Genomic DNA, 17,352 nt, shown 5'->3' with positions numbered 1-17,352 from the left:
AGTTTCAGTTGGAGAGCCCTCATTATAAAGGTCATCAGCAAATTAATGGAAATGACCTCTACTATGAATACTATAAAAACGAAGCCTCAACGATTACGCTTGTTTTAATACATGGATTCTTATCTTCCTCTTTTAGCTTCCGCCGATTAATTCCATTGCTAAAAGAAGAGTATAATGTCGTTTCTGTCGATCTTCCTCCCTTTGGAAATAGTGGAAAATCAACACAATTTATTTATTCATATGAGAATATGGCTAAATCGATCATTGAACTTACACAAAAATTGGGAGTAAAAGAATTTGTCGTTATCGGTCATTCCATGGGTGGCCAAATTTCTTTAAACATTGCCTATTTGCAGCCTGATCTCGTCAAAAGAGCGGTACTGCTCTGCAGTTCAGGATATTTAGAACGTTCAAAGCAATCCTTAATTTTAGCAAGTTATTTGCCATTCTTTCATTTAATTGTCAAAAGACATTTAGCCCGCTCTGGCGTATTGAAGAATCTCCAAAATGTCGTCTACAATCAATCTTTAATTGATGAAGAAATGTTCCATGGGTATATGCGGCCATTTTTAGCGGATGATATTTTTAAAGGGCTGACGCGGTTAATTCGTCATCGGGAAGGTGATCTCCCCAAGGAAAAACTCCATCAAATTAATACTCCATGCTTATTAATTTGGGGTGAGCAGGACAAAGTCGTCCCGCTTCAGATCGGTAAACGACTTCATCACGATTTAAAGCATTCTAATTTAATTGTATTCGAGGAAACTGGTCACTTAGTTCCTGAAGAACGGCCAGAAGAAGTTTTTCTACATATCAGGAATTTTATTGTGAATGATGAAGATGCAACGATTAAAGCAAATGAACTTCACTGACCTTTGTTGAACTTTTTGCTCAGGGGGAAATTCCCACAAACAAGGGCTGGTTTAGAGGTGTCGATTGAGACACCTCTAAATGGAACAAGCTCCCTCATTCTTAATAGTAAGCAAGGCTCGAGCGATTTTTTGACATTGTTCGAGCGGAATTAGCTCCTCAAAGGAAAACTCATAAATTGCTTGGATTTTTTCAGCAAGCATCTCTTCATCATTAAGAGCATGAACCGCGGCAATCGAATCAGCAATTTCCGGATCATATGACTCTTCACCATAACCAAATGGATCCCAATCCTTCAAAATTTTAACGAGCTTTATGTTTGTTTCTATCATTTCCAATTCAATCACCTAAAATAATTTGTATTTGTTTTAAAGAGACAATCTCAATTAGTTTCTATTTTACGGTTAATATTCTATCATAAGGATAATGAACTTAATATTTATTGAAACGGGGTGCCGCAATGGGAATTTATGACTTTCATAAGAAAATTGATCGCCTTAACACAGCCTCTGTTAAATGGGGAATGAATCGAGTTGTTTTCGGAACAGAAGAAGTTCTACCAATGTGGGTAGCTGATATGGACTTTGAACCACCACTTGAGGTCACCGAGGCCTTAAAAAATAGAATAGACCATGGAATTTATGGCTATACCTATGTTCCTGACAGCGTCTCACAAACTATTCAAGCATGGGTAAAAAAACGTCATGATTGGGAAATTGACCATTCAGCGATTCTTTATAGCCCAGGCGTTGTTCCATCGATCGGAATGGCTATTCAAGCACTTACGGATCGTGGCGATAAAGTTATGCTTCAATCTCCGGTCTATACACCTTTTTTCAATATGATTGAAAAAAATGAACGAATTGTCGTCAATTCTCCTTTGAAATGGAAAAACAATCGCTATGAAATTGATTTTGCCGATTTTGAGGAAAAGCTCAAGGAAGGTGTAAAGCTGTTTCTGCTTTGTAATCCCCATAATCCGAGTGGACGCGCATGGAATAGGGATGAATTAACAAGAATAGCAGAGCTTTGCATTCAATATAACTGTTATATTTTATCCGATGAAATCCATTCTGATCTTATGTTCAAACCGAATAGGCATCTACCAATTGCCTCATTAGATGAGAGGTACAAAGAGCAGATTATTACTTGTATTGCACCAAGCAAAACGTTTAATTTAGCCGGTTTGCAAGCTTCGGCTGCAATTATTCCAAACAAAGAAATCCGCAGCCTCTTTAAAGATGTGCAAAATAAGCTTGGATTTTTCAGTTTAAATACTTTTGGGATTATCGCAATGGAGGCTGCTTATAAATATGGTGATGTTTGGTTAGAGGAGCTTCTAGTTTATTTGCAGAAAAACGTAGCAACAGCAACGAGCTTCATTGAGAACGAATTACCAAATCTTACTGTGATGCAGCCTGATGGAACTTACCTACTTTGGATCGATTGTCGCAAGCTTGGTCTGTCAGACGAAGAACTGAAAGAACGCCTCATCAAAAAAGGAAAACTCGGACTTGAGCCTGGACCAAAATATGGACATGGCGGAGAAGGCTTCGTGCGAATGAACATAGCTTGTACACACGACACCCTAGTTGAAGGACTGAAACGTTTGAAAACTGCCTTCACTTAAATTGAGATAAAAGGTCTCAATATAAAGCACCATAAAAGGAAGCTGCTCCTCAATGCTGAGGTTGGCTTCCTTTTATCCCTCATTCTTTCTTTTCTTCTTGCGAATACTGAAGCATCTTCTCCTCAAGAGCTTTCGTTTTTTCCTCTTCTTGTTTCGACTTTTTCATGATAAACCGCATCGTCAGTATAGCAGCAATAAGAAAAATGACAGATGTGATCGCCGCCGGGATATACTCTGTTTTATCCTCAGGAAAATATAAAAAGAGCGATAAAATCGTCCAGTCAAACATGACATTCTTCCTCTCTGATCCAGTTTTTCAACCATCCTCTTCCATTCAAATATTATAGCAGTTCGGTTCCGGCCACACCATTATTTCAGCTTAATTCACAATAAGTTGCCTTTAAGTGCTGTTCCACTATTGTAAAACGGTTATTTTCTTAATTAAGACGTCCTCATTAGGTTTCCCTTGAGAGTCAACAGGTACAGATGCTATTTTATCAACCACATCCATTCCTTCAATTACCTGTCCAAACACAGTATGTGCCTGATCTAACCAAGGTGTGCCCCCATTTGCCTTATACGCTTCTATTATTTTCTGTGGATAGTTTGCTTTTTCCAAATCTTTTACTTGATTCTCATCAACATGTTTGCGTTGAACAATGAAAAACTGACTTGAATTCGTATTTTTCACCCCCATATTGGCCATCGATAACGCACCGCGCAAGTTATAAAGCTGCGGTGATATTTCATCTTCAAAAAACTCACCATAAATGCTTTCACCACCTGCGCCTGTACCAAGCGGATCTCCACCTTGAATCATAAAATCATTCAAAATGCGATGAAAAGTAAGGCCATCGTAATAGCCATTTTCGCTATGAGTGATAAAGTTCTCTACTGTTTTTGGCGCCTGTTCCGGGAACAACTTGATTTTAATTATCCCCATAGATGTTTCCAGCTCCACAAGACGCTCTCCAGGAAGAACCTCTGTTGTCAACTGTGGAAAAGTTTCATTTTCTTTCTCAACACCTTCATCTTGCCCACTTTTTAATAAATAAAAATAAGTTCCAAACAAGAGAACGGCTACTAGAACAATAACTAGATAATGCCCTTTCTTCATTGAATTCCCTCCATACAAAATATCTATCTATTGATGCTTTTAGCACAAATATTGTGATATTGACTTCATTCCGTCATAATTATGATAAATCATTGTTAAACCATTTGGAAAGGAGCAAGTATATGACTGAACTCAAAATTGGCGATTCCGTGACAGCCTTTTATAAAACAGGGAAGTATATTGGAGAAATCACCGATATTCGTGGGGATAAATATTTAGTGAGGGTATTAGCAGTAGCTAAGCACCCAATGCAGGGAGATATCCATTCAGGCAAGGAGATAGACGTGCCGTTATTCCATGAACGGCGTGCGCTTGCCTATAGGGAGCAAGCCAATATACCTATAAAAATGGTCAAACCTTATGCTGGAGAAATACCAGAATATGTTACGTCTTTAAAAGAAGCGGTCATGAAGATGAAGGAGGAATTAAAAGCTGAAGATTCTTTATGGGCTCAAAAGAGTATTAAAAATCTTGAAGCTCTTGAAAAGGACTATTTCAAATAAACTTCTCATCTTATAGGGAGCAAATGTTTATAAGCCAAATCTTTTATAAGTGATTTGGCTTATTATGCGAGATTATTAAAAAGTTTTGAGAAATCAACTCTGTCACCAATTGTTGTTGGTTCATGCTTCTTTAAGTACCTCTTGTCCTTTTCAACTAATTTAAAAATATGATAGGTTGTAAGAGCGTCATCCAAAGCTCTATGATGCTTTCCAACCCCTTCTTTTCCGTATTCCTCAACTGCCTTCCACAATCCTGTTTGATTTTGATCGCCGAAGAAGCGTTTATATTCCATCGATAAATCAATTTCTTGTCCCTTCAATGGAAATGAATAGCTCCCTTTTTGACAACTATTGCGAAAAACTTTCATGTCCATATTTCCCCAGGTAACAATCGTATTTTTTTTAATATCAGCGGTAATGTCTTCAAATTTCTTCACTAATTCTGCAAACGGAATTCCTGCGTCGACTTGTTCTTGCGAAATACCTAAAAAGGACTTGCACCGTTCAGATAAAATTGGAAATCGCTCTGGTAAAACATAGGAAGAATACTCTTCATATACTTGGTTGCCTCGAACAGCTACAATTCCCACCTCGATAATTTCCGGATAAAATCCCTTATATTTTACACTGCGCTCAGGCATTGTAAATTCAAAATCAATAAACAAATATTGATGATCGACCACATATTTCCCCTCCCTTTCGCATATGATTATCTTTTTATTATAGCATTTTTCGAATCTAGTTTTTTAACTTTTCTGTAAAAAGGAGACTCTTTTCGATAACATTTTTATTATCCCTATCTTCATATAATGATCTTATTCTGTACGATAACGAATTAGGCTAAAGTTTTAAAACATCTCTTTACATCTTTTCTACAGAAGCTTGTTCTTAGATTGTACATTCGATAAAGATGACATATAATGATGTAAGTCCTAGAATTTGGAACTTGAATTTAAAGAATCCGAAGTTTTTGAAAAGGAATGGATTAACATGGTGCGAATGTTCACCGGCTATTTTTTCATAATATTGCTCTTGCCTTTTTTTATTTTCCTTATCATGCTTGTTACCACTGAGGCAGGGCAAGTTCAAAGCTTCCATCGCATATTAGATGAACGAATCAATATTGCCGAGACCAAATTAACGCAAACTAGCTATATTAAAGATCGCAATAATGACATCGTTTCAGAAATCTATAAGCCGATGAACCGTATTTACATAAGCTCTGAACGCATACCCGAATTCACCAAAAATTTATTTATTCTGTCGGAAGATCAACATTTTTACGAACATCCTGGCTTTGATTTAACGGCAATGGGAAGAGCGTTGGCTGTCAATATATCAGCCAATGAGATTGAAGAAGGTGCAAGTACGATTACACAGCAACTTGCACGGAATTTATACTTAAATTATGAGCAATCTTATAATCGCAAGCTGAGTGAGGTTTTATATGCCTATCAACTCGAACGCACTTATACGAAAGAAGCCATTTTAGAGCTTTATTTAAATACTGTCTATTTTCAAAATGGTGCCTATGGCATTGAAGCTGCTGCCAATACATATTTTCAAAAAAAGACGGAAGAGTTAACTGCTGCAGAGCAAGCCTTTTTAGCTTCCATCCCAAACAATCCATCATTCTACAATCCTATTAAATATTTCGATCGTACAAAAGCTCGACAAGAACGATTAATAGATTTGATGGAACGAGAAGGGGTAATCAACAACGAAGAAGCGGTTGCGATGAAAGCAGAAACGATCGAGATACATTTGCGAAACAGAACAGATGAATACCCCGATTATATAACTTATGTAGAAGCTGAATTAAAAGAACTGATCTCAACTACAGAAGGCTTTCAAAGTAAAATCGAACGAGCTAACCCCAGCCAACAAGAGAACCTAAAGCGTGATTTAAAGTTAAGAATGGAGGAAGTGCTTGCCTCAGGAGTGATAATTGAGACTGCATTGGATCCAGCTGTCCAGAAAAGAGCTGTCCAAGCTGTTAAAAACAATCTCCCTTATAAGGATATTGAAGGCTCTGCCACCGTTATTGATCACCAAGCACATGAAGTCATTGCCCTTGTTGGCGGAAAAAATTATCAAAAATACGATTTTAACCGGGCATTCCAAGCTTATCGGCAACCAGGCTCAGCAATTAAGCCGCTTCTAGTATACGCACCTTATATCAATCAAACGAACGCTTCACTTGATGAAAAAATCAGTGCCGACGATTTTTGCGTAAAGGGTTATTGCCCGAAAAATTATGGCGGTGGAACATATGGAAAGGTTTCATTAGAACAGGCACTTATGCGCTCTTACAATACACCAGCGGTACGGATTTTGAATAAAACCGGTATTGAAAATGCCTTTAATGACTTGAATAAATTTCAATTTAAACGGATTACAGATGAAGATTATCGCTTGCCGTCAGCGATTGGCGGATTTACTTATGGAATGACTCCCTTAGAATTAACAAATGCCTATACTGTCTTTGCGACGGAAGGGTTTTTTCAACCAGCGAGAGCAATCCGACAGGTTACAGATTTAAATGGGAACGTCCTCTATCACTGGGAAGACACACCCGTTCAAGTCTGGAATCTTACAACAATAGCGAAAATGCGCACAGCCTTAAATAAGGTTGTCACATCAGGTACGGGAAAAAAAGCAAATTTCCAAAGTTCATATATTGGAGGAAAGACAGGTACAACCAATGATTATTATGACTTTTGGTTCATTGGATTAACCGATACAACAACGGCTGGTGTCTGGATTGGGAAGGATACTCCCTCCGATATCAAATATGTAGAAGCGACGGCACCTCATCAACGCATTTGGAAGGACATCGTTTCTAGAATAAAGTAAAAGGAAGAGGTCACACCAATATGTTTTGGCAAGACCTCTTCCTTTTTACTAGAATCCACTTATTATGCTTCCATTCTTTTCTTTTTATCTCTCATCGTCATTGGGACATACACACAATATGGCTCACTCTCGAGATAATCACCCGTAACTGCATAGGTTCTAGAACGCGATCCCCCGCAAACAAAGCGATACTCACAAACTCCACACTTTCCTTTATATAAATCAGGATTGCGAAGCTCCTGTAGTACCGGAGATTCTCGATAAATTTCCTTTAATGGTTTCTCTCTCACATTCCCAACTTTTATGGGAAGAAGCCCACTTGGAAGGACATCTCCTACATGAGAGATAAAGATAAATCCATTGCCATCATTTACACCTTTTGGTGCCCGCTTTAAGCCATCAATTACAGAAGCATGGTCAGTTGTAATCGTATCTTCATAACGAATATCCGCCCCATCTATTTTATGCTCTCTTGCCTTTTGCTGCAGTACCACTCTTCGATAATGCTGGGCTGCAGTTGTTTTTATATCAAACGGTGCCGTTTTACTTAGCTCATATAACCATTTAAACACTTTCTCATGCTCGGCAGGAGTGATACATGCATCCTCTTGACCTCTTCCAGTAGGAACTAGCAGAAAAATATACCACATAATCGCTTTAAGTTCCTTTACTAACTCGACCATTTGTTCTAAGTGTTCATAATTATAACGGGAAATAACTGTATTAATTTGCAGCGGCATATTCAGCTCATTCAAGTACTTGATTTTTTCCAAAGTTAAGTCAAAAGAGCCTGGGGTTCCTCTAAAATGGTCGTGGATTTCTGGAGTAGGACCATCTAAACTGAATCCCCATCTTGAAAGTCCGACGTTTTTCGCTCTTTCCATCTTTTCCTTCGTTACATTTGCTGTGGCACTCGGAGTCATGGAAACTCGCATTCCTTTTTTTACGGCATAGTCTGCTAATTCAAAAAGATCCTCTCTCATCATACAGTCTCCACCAGTAAATACAAGCATCGGATTGTTCATTTCATAAATTTGATCAATGAGCTTAATCCCTTCTTCATGTGTAAGTTCATTTGGATGCGGTTTCGTTTGTGCATCTGCGCGGCAATGTACACATTTTAGCTGACAGGCTCTTGTAACCTCCCAGATTGCAATAAATGGATTCTCATTATAATCTATCATTTTCCCCATACCATGGGGATGCCCTTTCCCGTGTGGGTGTCCTGTTCCATGCATGCTATTCACCTGATTCCTAATGTATTTTATACTTTGTATTTAATTATAAAGATTATAAATAGGACCAAGCAGTTACTTTTGTCACACCTAGGAAATCGCATAACGTGAAATACTCCAAACCGTAACTTTTTTGTCATAAGCTTTGTTAAACAATATTGTTGATTAAACGATTTTTGGCTCATTTCGCGTGAAACTAAGGTTTCACACGAAATGAGCCAAAAATCAACACAAGCATATTACAAATCCTGGTCATTAAAAAGATGCCCTTATTTACGGGCATCCGCTCAAATTGGCAAGCTAGCCATAATACTGTTATAAACCTTCAAGGCGATGTAGCAAACACCAATCACCATGGAAGACCAGACGATTACTTGAAATAAGATAACTCCTACTGTACCAATAAAAGACATGGATGAACTGATTTTGAAGACAAAGTACACGAAGTAAGTAATCGTTGCCCCTAGAAAAATCGCGGCAATTCCGATGAAGCTATACAAGCTTAATAACGATAACGCCCCCCCTATAAAGTAGATGCTTGAGCCACTTCGAATCTGTTTTAAGCTGTCACCCTCTGATTCTTTAGAGAAAAAAAGCAAAGACAGTTCGTTAATCGTATTGGCAATTAATTTAAGTGCTGCAAACACCATAAAAAACAGAACAAGCAATAGTACAATTAAAGCCAATTGAATTCCGCCATCTGAAAAAAATTCCTTCATTCCTTCATATATTCCAGCATTTTTTAACAGTTCAATGACTGTCATCTCAACACGAATAGATAGCGATAGACTAAATAAAAGAATGGCAAGTAACGGAAAATAACTAGTAAAATATGTATTTTTCATTATATTTCTCCAAAAATTGCTTTTTATAACTGCCTCTATAGTATAGTTCGATCCGTCTCCTCTCATCAACTAGAGAATGAACTTTAAGGTTAAAATGATCTAATTCCATGAATAGATTGGAACCAAACGAAATCAATATAAAGTGGCAACGCAACTAAAGCTCAAGAGCCGTAACTCTGAGCTTGCTGATGTTAGTTATTTATCCGCACATGTCATTTTCACAGCTTTTCGATACGAACGTATTCTCTTGCTTTAAATACCTCGTATTTTCTTGGCATACTAGCTGGGTTGGAAATGGGCATAATTTCAACCACTTCATCGTCACCATCAGCCAACCCTGGGTTGAAAAATTCCCGGGCATTTTGATGATCCCATAACCAAGCTAAGGAAAACATAAGGAAAAATATTGAAATGGATGCGATAATTTTCCTTTTCATGACACACCCCCATCAATGAGTAGTGTGCAGAAAAAAACAAAATTTTATACATACACATGAACATGCTCGCTTAAAAACAAGAACAAAATTTGTCCAAAACAAAAAATTTTTCTCTATAATTTACGCATTTCTACCTATTTATAATATTTAAAGCGTCCCTTTAGCCACATGCTTTAAAGGCATGCAACTGTATACTTTTTCATGTATAATTTAATTTATGTGATGAAAAGCAACGAGATTCATTCGATTTTATGAGAGAAGTCACCGCTACTTGAGAAGCCTTTCTTAAATACGTTTTATCATGAAATACAAAGAGAATAGAATTCTGCATATATCAATGGGGAAACATTAGACTAATTTTATTGCGTCTTTAATTTAAAATGAACAGTTAAAGCGTTCATTTTTTTAATGGAGATGTATGTTAGGCTTTACCTCATATTTACAATTTTAAAACCGATTTATTTGCCACTTCTTGAAGTGGATATGATTTTTAAGGGGGGTTCGTTTTGTCATTATTGCATTTAGCCATTGTTGCACCACTAATCTTCGCCATTTTGGTTCCATTTTTCTATAAAAGCTTCCGTCGAATACATACCGGATGGTTTGTCTTGCCATTACCTATTCTCTTATTTATTTACTTCTTTTCCTTTATTTCCACTACTAAGAGTAAAGAAGTAGTTATGAAAACCTTGGATTGGATCCCAACACTCGGAATCAATTTCACAGCTAAGGTAGATGGTCTCGGGCTGTTATTTGCCTTATTAATTACAGGCATTGGCGCTCTTGTAGTGCTCTATTCTATTTATTATTTGTCAAAGGGAAAAGAAAAGCTGCACAATTTCTATGTCTATTTACTACTCTTTATGGGTGCTATGCTCGGGGTAGTTTTATCGGATAATTTGATTGTTATGTATGCTTTTTGGGAATTAACAAGCTTTTCCTCCTTCTTATTAATTGGATATTGGTATCATCGCGAAAAGTCCCGTTATGGCGCACAAAAATCAATGCTTATTACCGTTTTTGGCGGCCTGTCCATGCTTGGTGGTATCATCCTGCTATACCTCATGACGGGAAGCTTTAGCATTTCAGAAATCATTACACAAGCGGATGTCATTGTAACAAGCCCATTATTTATACCTGCTCTAATTTGTATATTGCTTGGAGCATTTACAAAATCCGCTCAATTCCCTTTCCATATTTGGCTACCAGACGCAATGGAAGCACCAACTCCTGTCAGTGCTTATTTGCACTCGGCAACGATGGTGAAAGCAGGGATCTATTTAGTAGCAAGATTAACTCCTGTATTTGCCGTTGACGGTTTATGGTTATGGTTAGTTGCGAGCTTTGGGATCTTCACATTATTCTGGGGTTCTTTCTCAGCAGTAAAGCAAACGGACCTGAAAAGTATACTTGCCTTTTCTACCGTAAGTCAGCTAGGTTTAATTATGTCTCTGCTTGGTGTTGGAGCAGCATCCCTTCATTATGTTGGATTGGATGATAATCTTTATGTTGTTGCTACAACGGCTGCCATCTTTCATTTGATTAACCATGCAACCTTCAAAGGAAGCTTGTTCATGGTTGTTGGAATTGTTGACCATGAAACAGGCACAAGAGATATACGCAAACTTGGTGGATTGCTTCATTTTATGCCGATCACTTTTACCTTGGCGATGATCGGGGCATTTTCCATGGCTGGACTACCACCGTTTAACGGATTCCTAAGTAAAGAAATGTTCTTTACAGGCATGCTTCGTGTCCTCGAAATGGATTTCTTTAGTTTTGATTCCTTTGCGATTCTGTTCCCAATTCTCGCTTGGGTAGCAAGTGTATTTACATTTATCTATAGTATGATTCTTGTTTTCAAAACCTTTACAGGTAAATATCAACCAGAAAAGTTGGAGAAGAAACCGCATGAAGCACCTTTAGGTATGCTGATTTCACCAATCATCCTTGCTTCTTTAGTGATTATTATTTTCTTCTTTCCAAATTCTTTGTTATCCGACAATCTTATTTCGCCGGCGCTTTCTTCCATCCTCCCTAGCCTATTAACAGACGAGGAAGGATTTATGGTTCATATTTATCAATGGCATGGATTTAACCCTGAACTATTTATGACATTGGGAGTTATTGCTGTTGGAGTACTTCTTTATTTAACACTTCCAAAGTGGAGAAGAGTATATGATCTATTCCCTGAAAATCTTACGCTAAATCGTTTTTATGATGGGGCAGTCAACAGAGCCCAAACAGGTTCTTTTAAATTCACAAAATCATTTATGAATGGTTCCATCCGTTCTTACTTAGTCTATATTTTCACATTCTTTATCGTGATTTTAGCAACAGCACTTTTTTATAAAAATGCCTTTAAAGTGGACACGACCAACCTTGCCTCCATTGGCGTTTACGAAGTGTTGCTTGCCCTTCTCATCATGATTGGCGCAGTTAGCATCTTGTTTGCGAAAACAAGATTGTCACAAATTATTTTACTTGGTTCCGTAGGTTATACGGTTTCACTCTTTTACGTTCTATTTAGAGCACCTGACTTGGCCCTGACACAACTAGTGATCGAAAGTGTTTCAGTAGCTTTATTTTTAGTTTGTTTCTATCATTTACCGAAGTTACGTCGGGAAGAAACGCGCATCCGATTTAAGCTCACAAATGCTATTATATCTGTCGGAGTGGGGGCAATTGTGACATTAATTGCTCTATCAGCGCACAGCAATAAATTTTTCTCTTCGATTTCACAGTATTATATCGAAAATACGTACGAAAAAGCTGCGGGTAAAAATATGGTCAACGTCATACTAGTAGACTTCCGTGGATTCGATACCCTTTTTGAAATAACCGTTCTCGCAATTGCATCACTAGGAATATACGGTATGATTAAATTACGACTTGCTAGGAGGGAAGAGGATTGAGATCAAATAATATCATTCTGGAAACAGCGATTAAAGTGATTCTCTTTATCATTGTCCTCTTCTCTGTCTATATATTCTTTGCAGGACATTATTATCCTGGTGGGGGATTTATCGGTGGTTTAATGACTGCCGGAGCACTCGTTCTCCTGCTAATCGCCTACGACATCAAAACTGTTTCAATGATTTTACCGTTTAACTACCGAATCATGACAGGAATTGGCTTGTTATTTGCCATTGGAACGAGTGCCGGAGCGATATTTTTTAATGTCCCATTTTTAACTCATGCATTTGGCCACATTGATTTACCAATACTTGGGGAAATTTCCCTTCACACTGCAACGATCTTTGACCTAGGAGTCTATTTAGTAGTTGTTGGGGTTTCAATGACCATTATTCAAACGATAGGAGAGGATGAATAGTGGAAATATTAATGTCCATAGTCGTTGGCGTATTATTTATGACAGCGACATACTTGATGCTTTCAAAAAGTTTATTACGAATTATCGTGGGAACTGGTCTTCTCAGCCACGGTGCTCATTTACTTATTTTAACAATGGGTGGTTTAAAAAGAGGTGCTGCTCCTTTATTAGGAGAAAATGCTGAAAGCTACACTGACCCTTTGCCTCAGGCACTAATCTTAACGGCGATTGTTATTAGCTTCGGGGTTACAGCCTTTTTCTTAGTTTTAGCATATAGGGCATATAAAGAGCTAGGAACAGATAACATTGAACAAATGAGAGGAACAGAAAGCAATGAATAATTTAATCATATTGCCCATATTAATCCCGTTTCTTGCTGCAGCGATCTTGATTTTTTTACCAAAAAAAATCATGGCGCAAAGATGGATTTCTGCCCTAGGATCTGTTGCCACCATCGTCGTTGCTTTATTTTTAGTACAAAAAGTACACACAAATGGGATTCAGTCTCTTAATATTTCGAGTTGGGAAGCTCCTTTCGGAATTACTCTTGTTTCCGATATGTTCTCAGCTTTACTCATATTAACAACAAGCATTGTTTCCTTTACCTGTCTCATTTATTCATTCAAATCGATTGGAAAAGAACGTGAAAATCATTATTACTATCCGGTTTTCAATTTCTTAATCGTTGGTGTGAACGGTGCCTTTTCAACAGGTGATATTTTCAACCTATTTGTATTTTTTGAAGTGATGCTTATGTCCTCCTACGTGCTATTAGTTCTTGGTGGAACAAAAATTCAATTAAGAGAATCAATTAAATATTTGCTTGTTAATGTTATCTCATCGGCTCTTTTTGTTATTACGGTCGCCTATTTATATTCGATTGTAGGAACGTTAAATATGGCACATATTTCCGCAAGAGTATCGGAAATCGGACAACCTGCCATTTTATCCGTTATTGCGGTCTTATTCTTAATCGTATTTGGATTAAAAGGGGCTATTTTTCCGCTATATTTCTGGATGCCAGGTTCTTATAATGCCCCTCCCATACCTGTATTAGCTTTATTCGGTGCATTACTAACAAAAGTCGGGGTTTACTCCATTACAAGAACGTATACCTTATTTTTCTATCACGATGCAGGCTTTACCCATGTACTATTACAAGTATTAGCCATTCTAACCATCATTATTGGGGTTATCGGAGCCATAGCCTATTGGGATGTAAAAAAAATTATCATCTATAACATCATTGTCGCAGTTGGTGTCATTTTATTTGGTATTTCCGTTATGAACATCGATGCCTTTACTGGTTCAATTTATTATTTAATTCACGACATGATTATTAAAGCAGCTTTATTCCTCCTTGTAGGAATTGCCATTGCCATTACTGGGACAAGTAATCTCCGAAATATGAGTGGTCTAATTAAACGATATCCCGGTCTAGGCTGGACTTACTTTATAGCGGCACTTGCTCTTGCCGGAATTCCACCTTTAAGCGGATTTATTGGAAAAGTACTGATTGTACAAGGTGGATTTGCAGGAGAAAGTTATTTAGGTGCAGCCGTTGTCTTAATCTCAAGCTTGCTCGTCTTGTTTTCAGTAATGAAAATTTTTATAAATGGTTTTTGGGGCGATGACCAAAACTATGCGAATGAAGATAAAGCACCTGTTAAATGGTTATTAATTTCTCCAGTCATACTGGTAATACTTTCAGCAGTGTACGGTATTGGTACTGAAGCCATTTTACCGTATATTTCTCAGGCAGCAGAGACTTTAGCAGATCCAAGTCTATATATTGATGCTGTCTTAAAGGAGTGATGGGAATGGCCTTTCAAATTCTACTTAATGTATTTCTAGCCTTCATATGGATGTTTATAAAAGTTTCATTTGATGTTTCCAGTTTCATAAAAGGTTATTTCTTTGGACTCATCATTATTTTTGTGTTTAGACGATTCTTCGGTTCCCGTTTTTATTTGGCAAAAATAATTGCTGCGCTCAAGCTGCTTCTCCTCTTTTTAAAGGAGCTAATCCTTTCAAATATTGCCGTCCTAAAAATGGTTTTAAAGCCAAAGTTAGACATGCAGCCTGGTATCTTTGCCTATCGAACAATGTTGACAAAGGATTGGCAGATTACATTGCTCTCTAACCTTATTACACTTACACCTGGTACATTAGTCATTGATGTATCCGATGATAATCAAACATTGTACATTCACGCAATAGATATTGCTGATGTAGACGAAGCAGTTAAGAGTATTAAACATACATTTGAAAAAGCCATTTTGGAGGTGAGTCAATAATGTTAGATATGGTTTTTCATGTCGCGTTATTTTGTTTAGCTCTCTCCATGATCGGTCTCATCTATCGAGTCATTAAAGGACCTTCGATTCCGGATCGGGTCATTGCTCTTGATGCTATTGGGATTAATTTAATTGCCATTGTCGCACTTACCTCAATGGTCCTTAAGACAAATGCCTTTTTAGAGGTAATCCTTCTAATCGGAATCCTTGCTTTTATTGGAACAGTTGCTTTTTCAAAGTATTTAGAGAAGGGGGTTATTTTCGAACGTGAACGAGATCGCTAGTTATTTTATCGCCTTCTTTATTTTAGTTGGAGCATTTCTCAGTCTAGTTGCAACCTTTGGTGTCCTTAGGCTTCCTGACGTATATATGCGCAATCATGCCGCTTCTAAATCGGCTACACTAGGTGTCATGTCTATTTTATTTGGTACCTTTCTCTATTTCTACTTTTTAGAAGGGCATTTTAATTCACGTCTTATTCTGGGAATTGCCTTCGTATTCATGACCTCTCCAGTAGCCGGCCATCTTATTAGCCGATCCGCTTATTATTCTGGCGTTAAAATGTCGGATCGCAGCGTCCATGACGATCTAAAAAAGGCGAAACAAATCGCTGAACCTAAAGAAACGGAATAAATCAAATATAGCAAGTGGAGACTGCAGAGGCTTGTAACTCCACTTGCTTTTTAACTTTTCGAAAATGTTGTTGTACTTTCTCAGTTGTTTGACTAATGAAATTTTCATTGCCTTTGCAGCGCTCCTAATGAGTTTCTTTATTGGATACATCTACACTTAAGAATCTGCCTCCAGCACAGCCGGCACTGATCTTTTAACCAATGGTGCGTTTAACTTGATTTTGTCAATATGTTCACGCTCCACAAAGCTTTATACTCTATTTTTTAAGAACGAAAATAGTTTCTGGATGTTATTGCTCATCTTCCATCAGTTGCCGTCCTTTTTGTGACAAGAATCCAACGGATGCCTTCAACTGGGAAATGTTCAATATTTATCCATACCTCTATCTTCAATTGGTAGTTTATAGTAATAATAGAATGATTTTGTGGGGAGGTGTTTCTTTTGAAAAATTTAATTTCTATTATCGGAGGCGGAATCAGTGGTTTAAGCACAGCGATCGCTTTAAAAAATAAAGGGTTTCATGTGAAAATTTATGAAAAAAACGCAGATTTTAGCTCGCCAGAAACAGGAGTTCTATTAGGTGCCAATGCTCTTCATGCATTGAACGAATTAGGCATCATGGCAGACATAAAAAAGCACGGCTTCTCAACCGATTCTTGGACGATTTTATCAGACACAGGAAAAGAACTCACCGAAATTTATCAGCTTTCCAAAGACTACCCCACCTATACTTTTATACATCGACAAGATTTAATTCAAATTCTGTCACAAAAAATTCAGCATGATATGATTTACTTTAATGAAAAGCTAAGTGACTTTATGTACACTCCTGATGGAATCGATCTGTATTTCGAAAATGGCAAACAGGTTGCTACCGAATACCTTATTGCCAGTGACGGTATCAATTCCAACATTCGTAAGCAGATTCAGCCGATGAAAAAACTACGCTATGCTGGCTATACATGCTGGAGAGGTATTTTCCACAATTGTCCCGACTATATTAAAAGAAGGTTTTCCGAAACTTGGGGGCCAAAAGGTCGCTTTGGGATCATGCCTTTATCAGGAAATCGGCTCTATTGGTATGCCTTAAAAAACTGTCCACCACATGATCCAGAACTCTCGTCTTGGACGACTAAGGAACTATTGTATAATTTTTTGTACTATCATGATCCGATTCCTCAATTAATTGATAAAACTCTAGACTGTCATGTCGTCCAGCATGATATTTACGACCTTGACCCTTTACATCAATTTACATACGATCGCATCATCCTTACAGGTGATGCTGCCCATGCAATTACACCAAATTTAGGTCAAGGAGCCTGTCAAGCTATTGAAGATGCCTATTTTCTAAGTAAAAGTCTAGAAAGCGAGAATGAGTTACATTTAGCTTTTAAAAAGTTTGAAGAGCTTCGAATCGAAAGAACGCGGAAAATTACTCAGGACTCCCGCATCTTTGGAAAAGTAGCTCAAATTGACATTCCTTTTCTTTGCTCTATCCGTAATAAAATGCTAAGCATCACACCCGCTGCCATTCATGAACATAAATTACGAAACGTCTTTTCATTAGAGGAAAATAGAGGGTAAAAGCGAAT

The 17,352-nt window shown here is 37.6% G+C and carries 19 protein-coding genes; 12 read left to right on the top strand and 7 right to left on the bottom strand.

Going from position 1 to position 17,352, the window contains the following annotated elements:
- Positions 1 to 8 precede the first annotated feature (8 nt).
- A complete protein-coding gene (locus FCJ93_RS11085; protein ID WP_137743693.1) occupies positions 9 to 872 on the top strand; it encodes an alpha/beta fold hydrolase in 864 nt (287 codons plus the stop codon).
- A gap of 75 nt (positions 873 to 947) precedes the next feature.
- Here the strand turns inward: FCJ93_RS11085 and FCJ93_RS11080 are convergent, their stop codons facing one another.
- Complete coding sequence (locus FCJ93_RS11080; RefSeq protein WP_211344106.1) at positions 948 to 1,202, bottom strand: DUF1871 family protein; 255 nt, start codon at positions 1,200 to 1,202, stop codon at positions 948 to 950.
- A 128-nt stretch (positions 1,203 to 1,330) separates the two neighbouring features.
- On the opposite strand from FCJ93_RS11080, the gene FCJ93_RS11075 reads away from it, so the two are divergent.
- Positions 1,331 to 2,500, top strand: coding sequence for a MalY/PatB family protein (locus tag FCJ93_RS11075; RefSeq protein ID WP_137743691.1), 1,170 nt, complete (start codon positions 1,331 to 1,333; stop codon positions 2,498 to 2,500).
- A 79-nt stretch (positions 2,501 to 2,579) separates the two neighbouring features.
- Here the strand turns inward: FCJ93_RS11075 and FCJ93_RS11070 are convergent, their stop codons facing one another.
- Both FCJ93_RS11070 and FCJ93_RS11065 read right to left on the bottom strand, forming a co-directional pair.
- A complete protein-coding gene (locus FCJ93_RS11070; RefSeq protein ID WP_095311255.1) occupies positions 2,580 to 2,789 on the bottom strand; it encodes a hypothetical protein in 210 nt (69 codons plus the stop codon).
- 126 nt (positions 2,790 to 2,915) lie between these two features.
- Entirely contained in the window at positions 2,916 to 3,617 is a 702-nt protein-coding gene (locus tag FCJ93_RS11065) for a peptidylprolyl isomerase (RefSeq protein WP_095311257.1), read from the bottom strand.
- A 122-nt stretch (positions 3,618 to 3,739) separates the two neighbouring features.
- Here FCJ93_RS11065 and FCJ93_RS11060 point away from each other — a divergent pair, with 122 nt between their 5' ends.
- Positions 3,740 to 4,120 (top strand): kinase-associated lipoprotein B, encoded by a 381-nt coding sequence (locus FCJ93_RS11060; RefSeq protein WP_095311260.1) that lies wholly within the window; start codon positions 3,740 to 3,742, stop codon positions 4,118 to 4,120.
- A 62-nt stretch (positions 4,121 to 4,182) separates the two neighbouring features.
- On the opposite strand, the gene kapD is transcribed toward FCJ93_RS11060, so the two are convergent.
- Complete coding sequence (gene kapD / locus FCJ93_RS11055) at positions 4,183 to 4,803, bottom strand: 3'-5' exonuclease KapD (protein WP_137743690.1); 621 nt, start codon at positions 4,801 to 4,803, stop codon at positions 4,183 to 4,185.
- A gap of 307 nt (positions 4,804 to 5,110) precedes the next feature.
- On the opposite strand from kapD, the gene FCJ93_RS11050 reads away from it, so the two are divergent.
- Positions 5,111 to 6,976: a transglycosylase domain-containing protein gene (locus FCJ93_RS11050; protein WP_211344105.1), complete on the top strand. Its 1,866-nt coding sequence runs from the start codon at positions 5,111 to 5,113 to the stop codon at positions 6,974 to 6,976.
- A 62-nt stretch (positions 6,977 to 7,038) separates the two neighbouring features.
- On the opposite strand, the gene FCJ93_RS11045 is transcribed toward FCJ93_RS11050, so the two are convergent.
- The 3 genes from FCJ93_RS11045 to FCJ93_RS11035 form a co-directional block, all read right to left on the bottom strand.
- Complete coding sequence (locus FCJ93_RS11045) at positions 7,039 to 8,214, bottom strand: TIGR04053 family radical SAM/SPASM domain-containing protein (RefSeq protein ID WP_095311266.1); 1,176 nt, start codon at positions 8,212 to 8,214, stop codon at positions 7,039 to 7,041.
- 284 nt (positions 8,215 to 8,498) lie between these two features.
- Positions 8,499 to 9,056, bottom strand: a complete 558-nt coding sequence (locus tag FCJ93_RS11040; protein ID WP_095311269.1) for a DUF5366 family protein — start codon at positions 9,054 to 9,056, stop codon at positions 8,499 to 8,501.
- Between the two features lie 218 nt (positions 9,057 to 9,274).
- On the bottom strand, positions 9,275 to 9,493 hold the full coding sequence (locus tag FCJ93_RS11035; protein ID WP_095311272.1) for a hypothetical protein: 219 nt from the start codon (positions 9,491 to 9,493) through the stop codon (positions 9,275 to 9,277).
- A gap of 506 nt (positions 9,494 to 9,999) precedes the next feature.
- Between FCJ93_RS11035 and FCJ93_RS11030 the strand changes: the two genes are divergently transcribed.
- The 8 genes from FCJ93_RS11030 to FCJ93_RS10995 all read left to right on the top strand — a co-directional run bounded on the left by FCJ93_RS11030 (position 10,000) and on the right by FCJ93_RS10995 (position 17,344).
- Positions 10,000 to 12,408 carry a Na+/H+ antiporter subunit A gene (locus FCJ93_RS11030; RefSeq protein WP_137743689.1) on the top strand — a complete coding sequence of 803 codons (2,409 nt, stop codon included), beginning with the start codon at positions 10,000 to 10,002 and terminating at the stop codon, positions 12,406 to 12,408.
- Positions 12,405 to 12,827: a Na(+)/H(+) antiporter subunit B gene (locus FCJ93_RS11025; RefSeq protein ID WP_095311277.1), complete on the top strand. Its 423-nt coding sequence runs from the start codon at positions 12,405 to 12,407 to the stop codon at positions 12,825 to 12,827. Before FCJ93_RS11030 ends, FCJ93_RS11025 begins: the two co-directional genes overlap by 4 nt.
- Positions 12,827 to 13,168 (top strand): Na(+)/H(+) antiporter subunit C, encoded by a 342-nt coding sequence (locus tag FCJ93_RS11020; RefSeq protein ID WP_095311280.1) that lies wholly within the window; start codon positions 12,827 to 12,829, stop codon positions 13,166 to 13,168. The genes FCJ93_RS11025 and FCJ93_RS11020 overlap by 1 nt, the downstream gene beginning before the upstream one ends.
- Entirely contained in the window at positions 13,161 to 14,642 is a 1,482-nt protein-coding gene (locus FCJ93_RS11015; RefSeq protein ID WP_137743688.1) for a Na+/H+ antiporter subunit D, read from the top strand. The genes FCJ93_RS11020 and FCJ93_RS11015 overlap by 8 nt, the downstream gene beginning before the upstream one ends.
- 5 nt (positions 14,643 to 14,647) lie before the next feature.
- A complete protein-coding gene (locus FCJ93_RS11010) occupies positions 14,648 to 15,124 on the top strand; it encodes a Na+/H+ antiporter subunit E (RefSeq protein WP_137743687.1) in 477 nt (158 codons plus the stop codon).
- Positions 15,124 to 15,408 (top strand): Na(+)/H(+) antiporter subunit F1, encoded by a 285-nt coding sequence (locus FCJ93_RS11005; protein WP_137743686.1) that lies wholly within the window; start codon positions 15,124 to 15,126, stop codon positions 15,406 to 15,408. Before FCJ93_RS11010 ends, FCJ93_RS11005 begins: the two co-directional genes overlap by 1 nt.
- Positions 15,392 to 15,757 (top strand): monovalent cation/H(+) antiporter subunit G, encoded by a 366-nt coding sequence (gene mnhG, locus FCJ93_RS11000; protein ID WP_095311287.1) that lies wholly within the window; start codon positions 15,392 to 15,394, stop codon positions 15,755 to 15,757. Before FCJ93_RS11005 ends, mnhG begins: the two co-directional genes overlap by 17 nt.
- 441 nt (positions 15,758 to 16,198) lie before the next feature.
- A complete protein-coding gene (locus FCJ93_RS10995; protein WP_095311289.1) occupies positions 16,199 to 17,344 on the top strand; it encodes an FAD-dependent monooxygenase in 1,146 nt (381 codons plus the stop codon).
- Positions 17,345 to 17,352: the final 8 nt, after the last annotated feature.

This window comes from Robertmurraya siralis (assembly GCF_005502275.1).
Lineage (GTDB): Bacteria > Bacillota > Bacilli > Bacillales > Cytobacillaceae > Robertmurraya > Robertmurraya siralis.
Note: the sequence above shows the minus strand (reverse complement) of the source record. Positions and strands in the feature narration are given on the sequence as shown.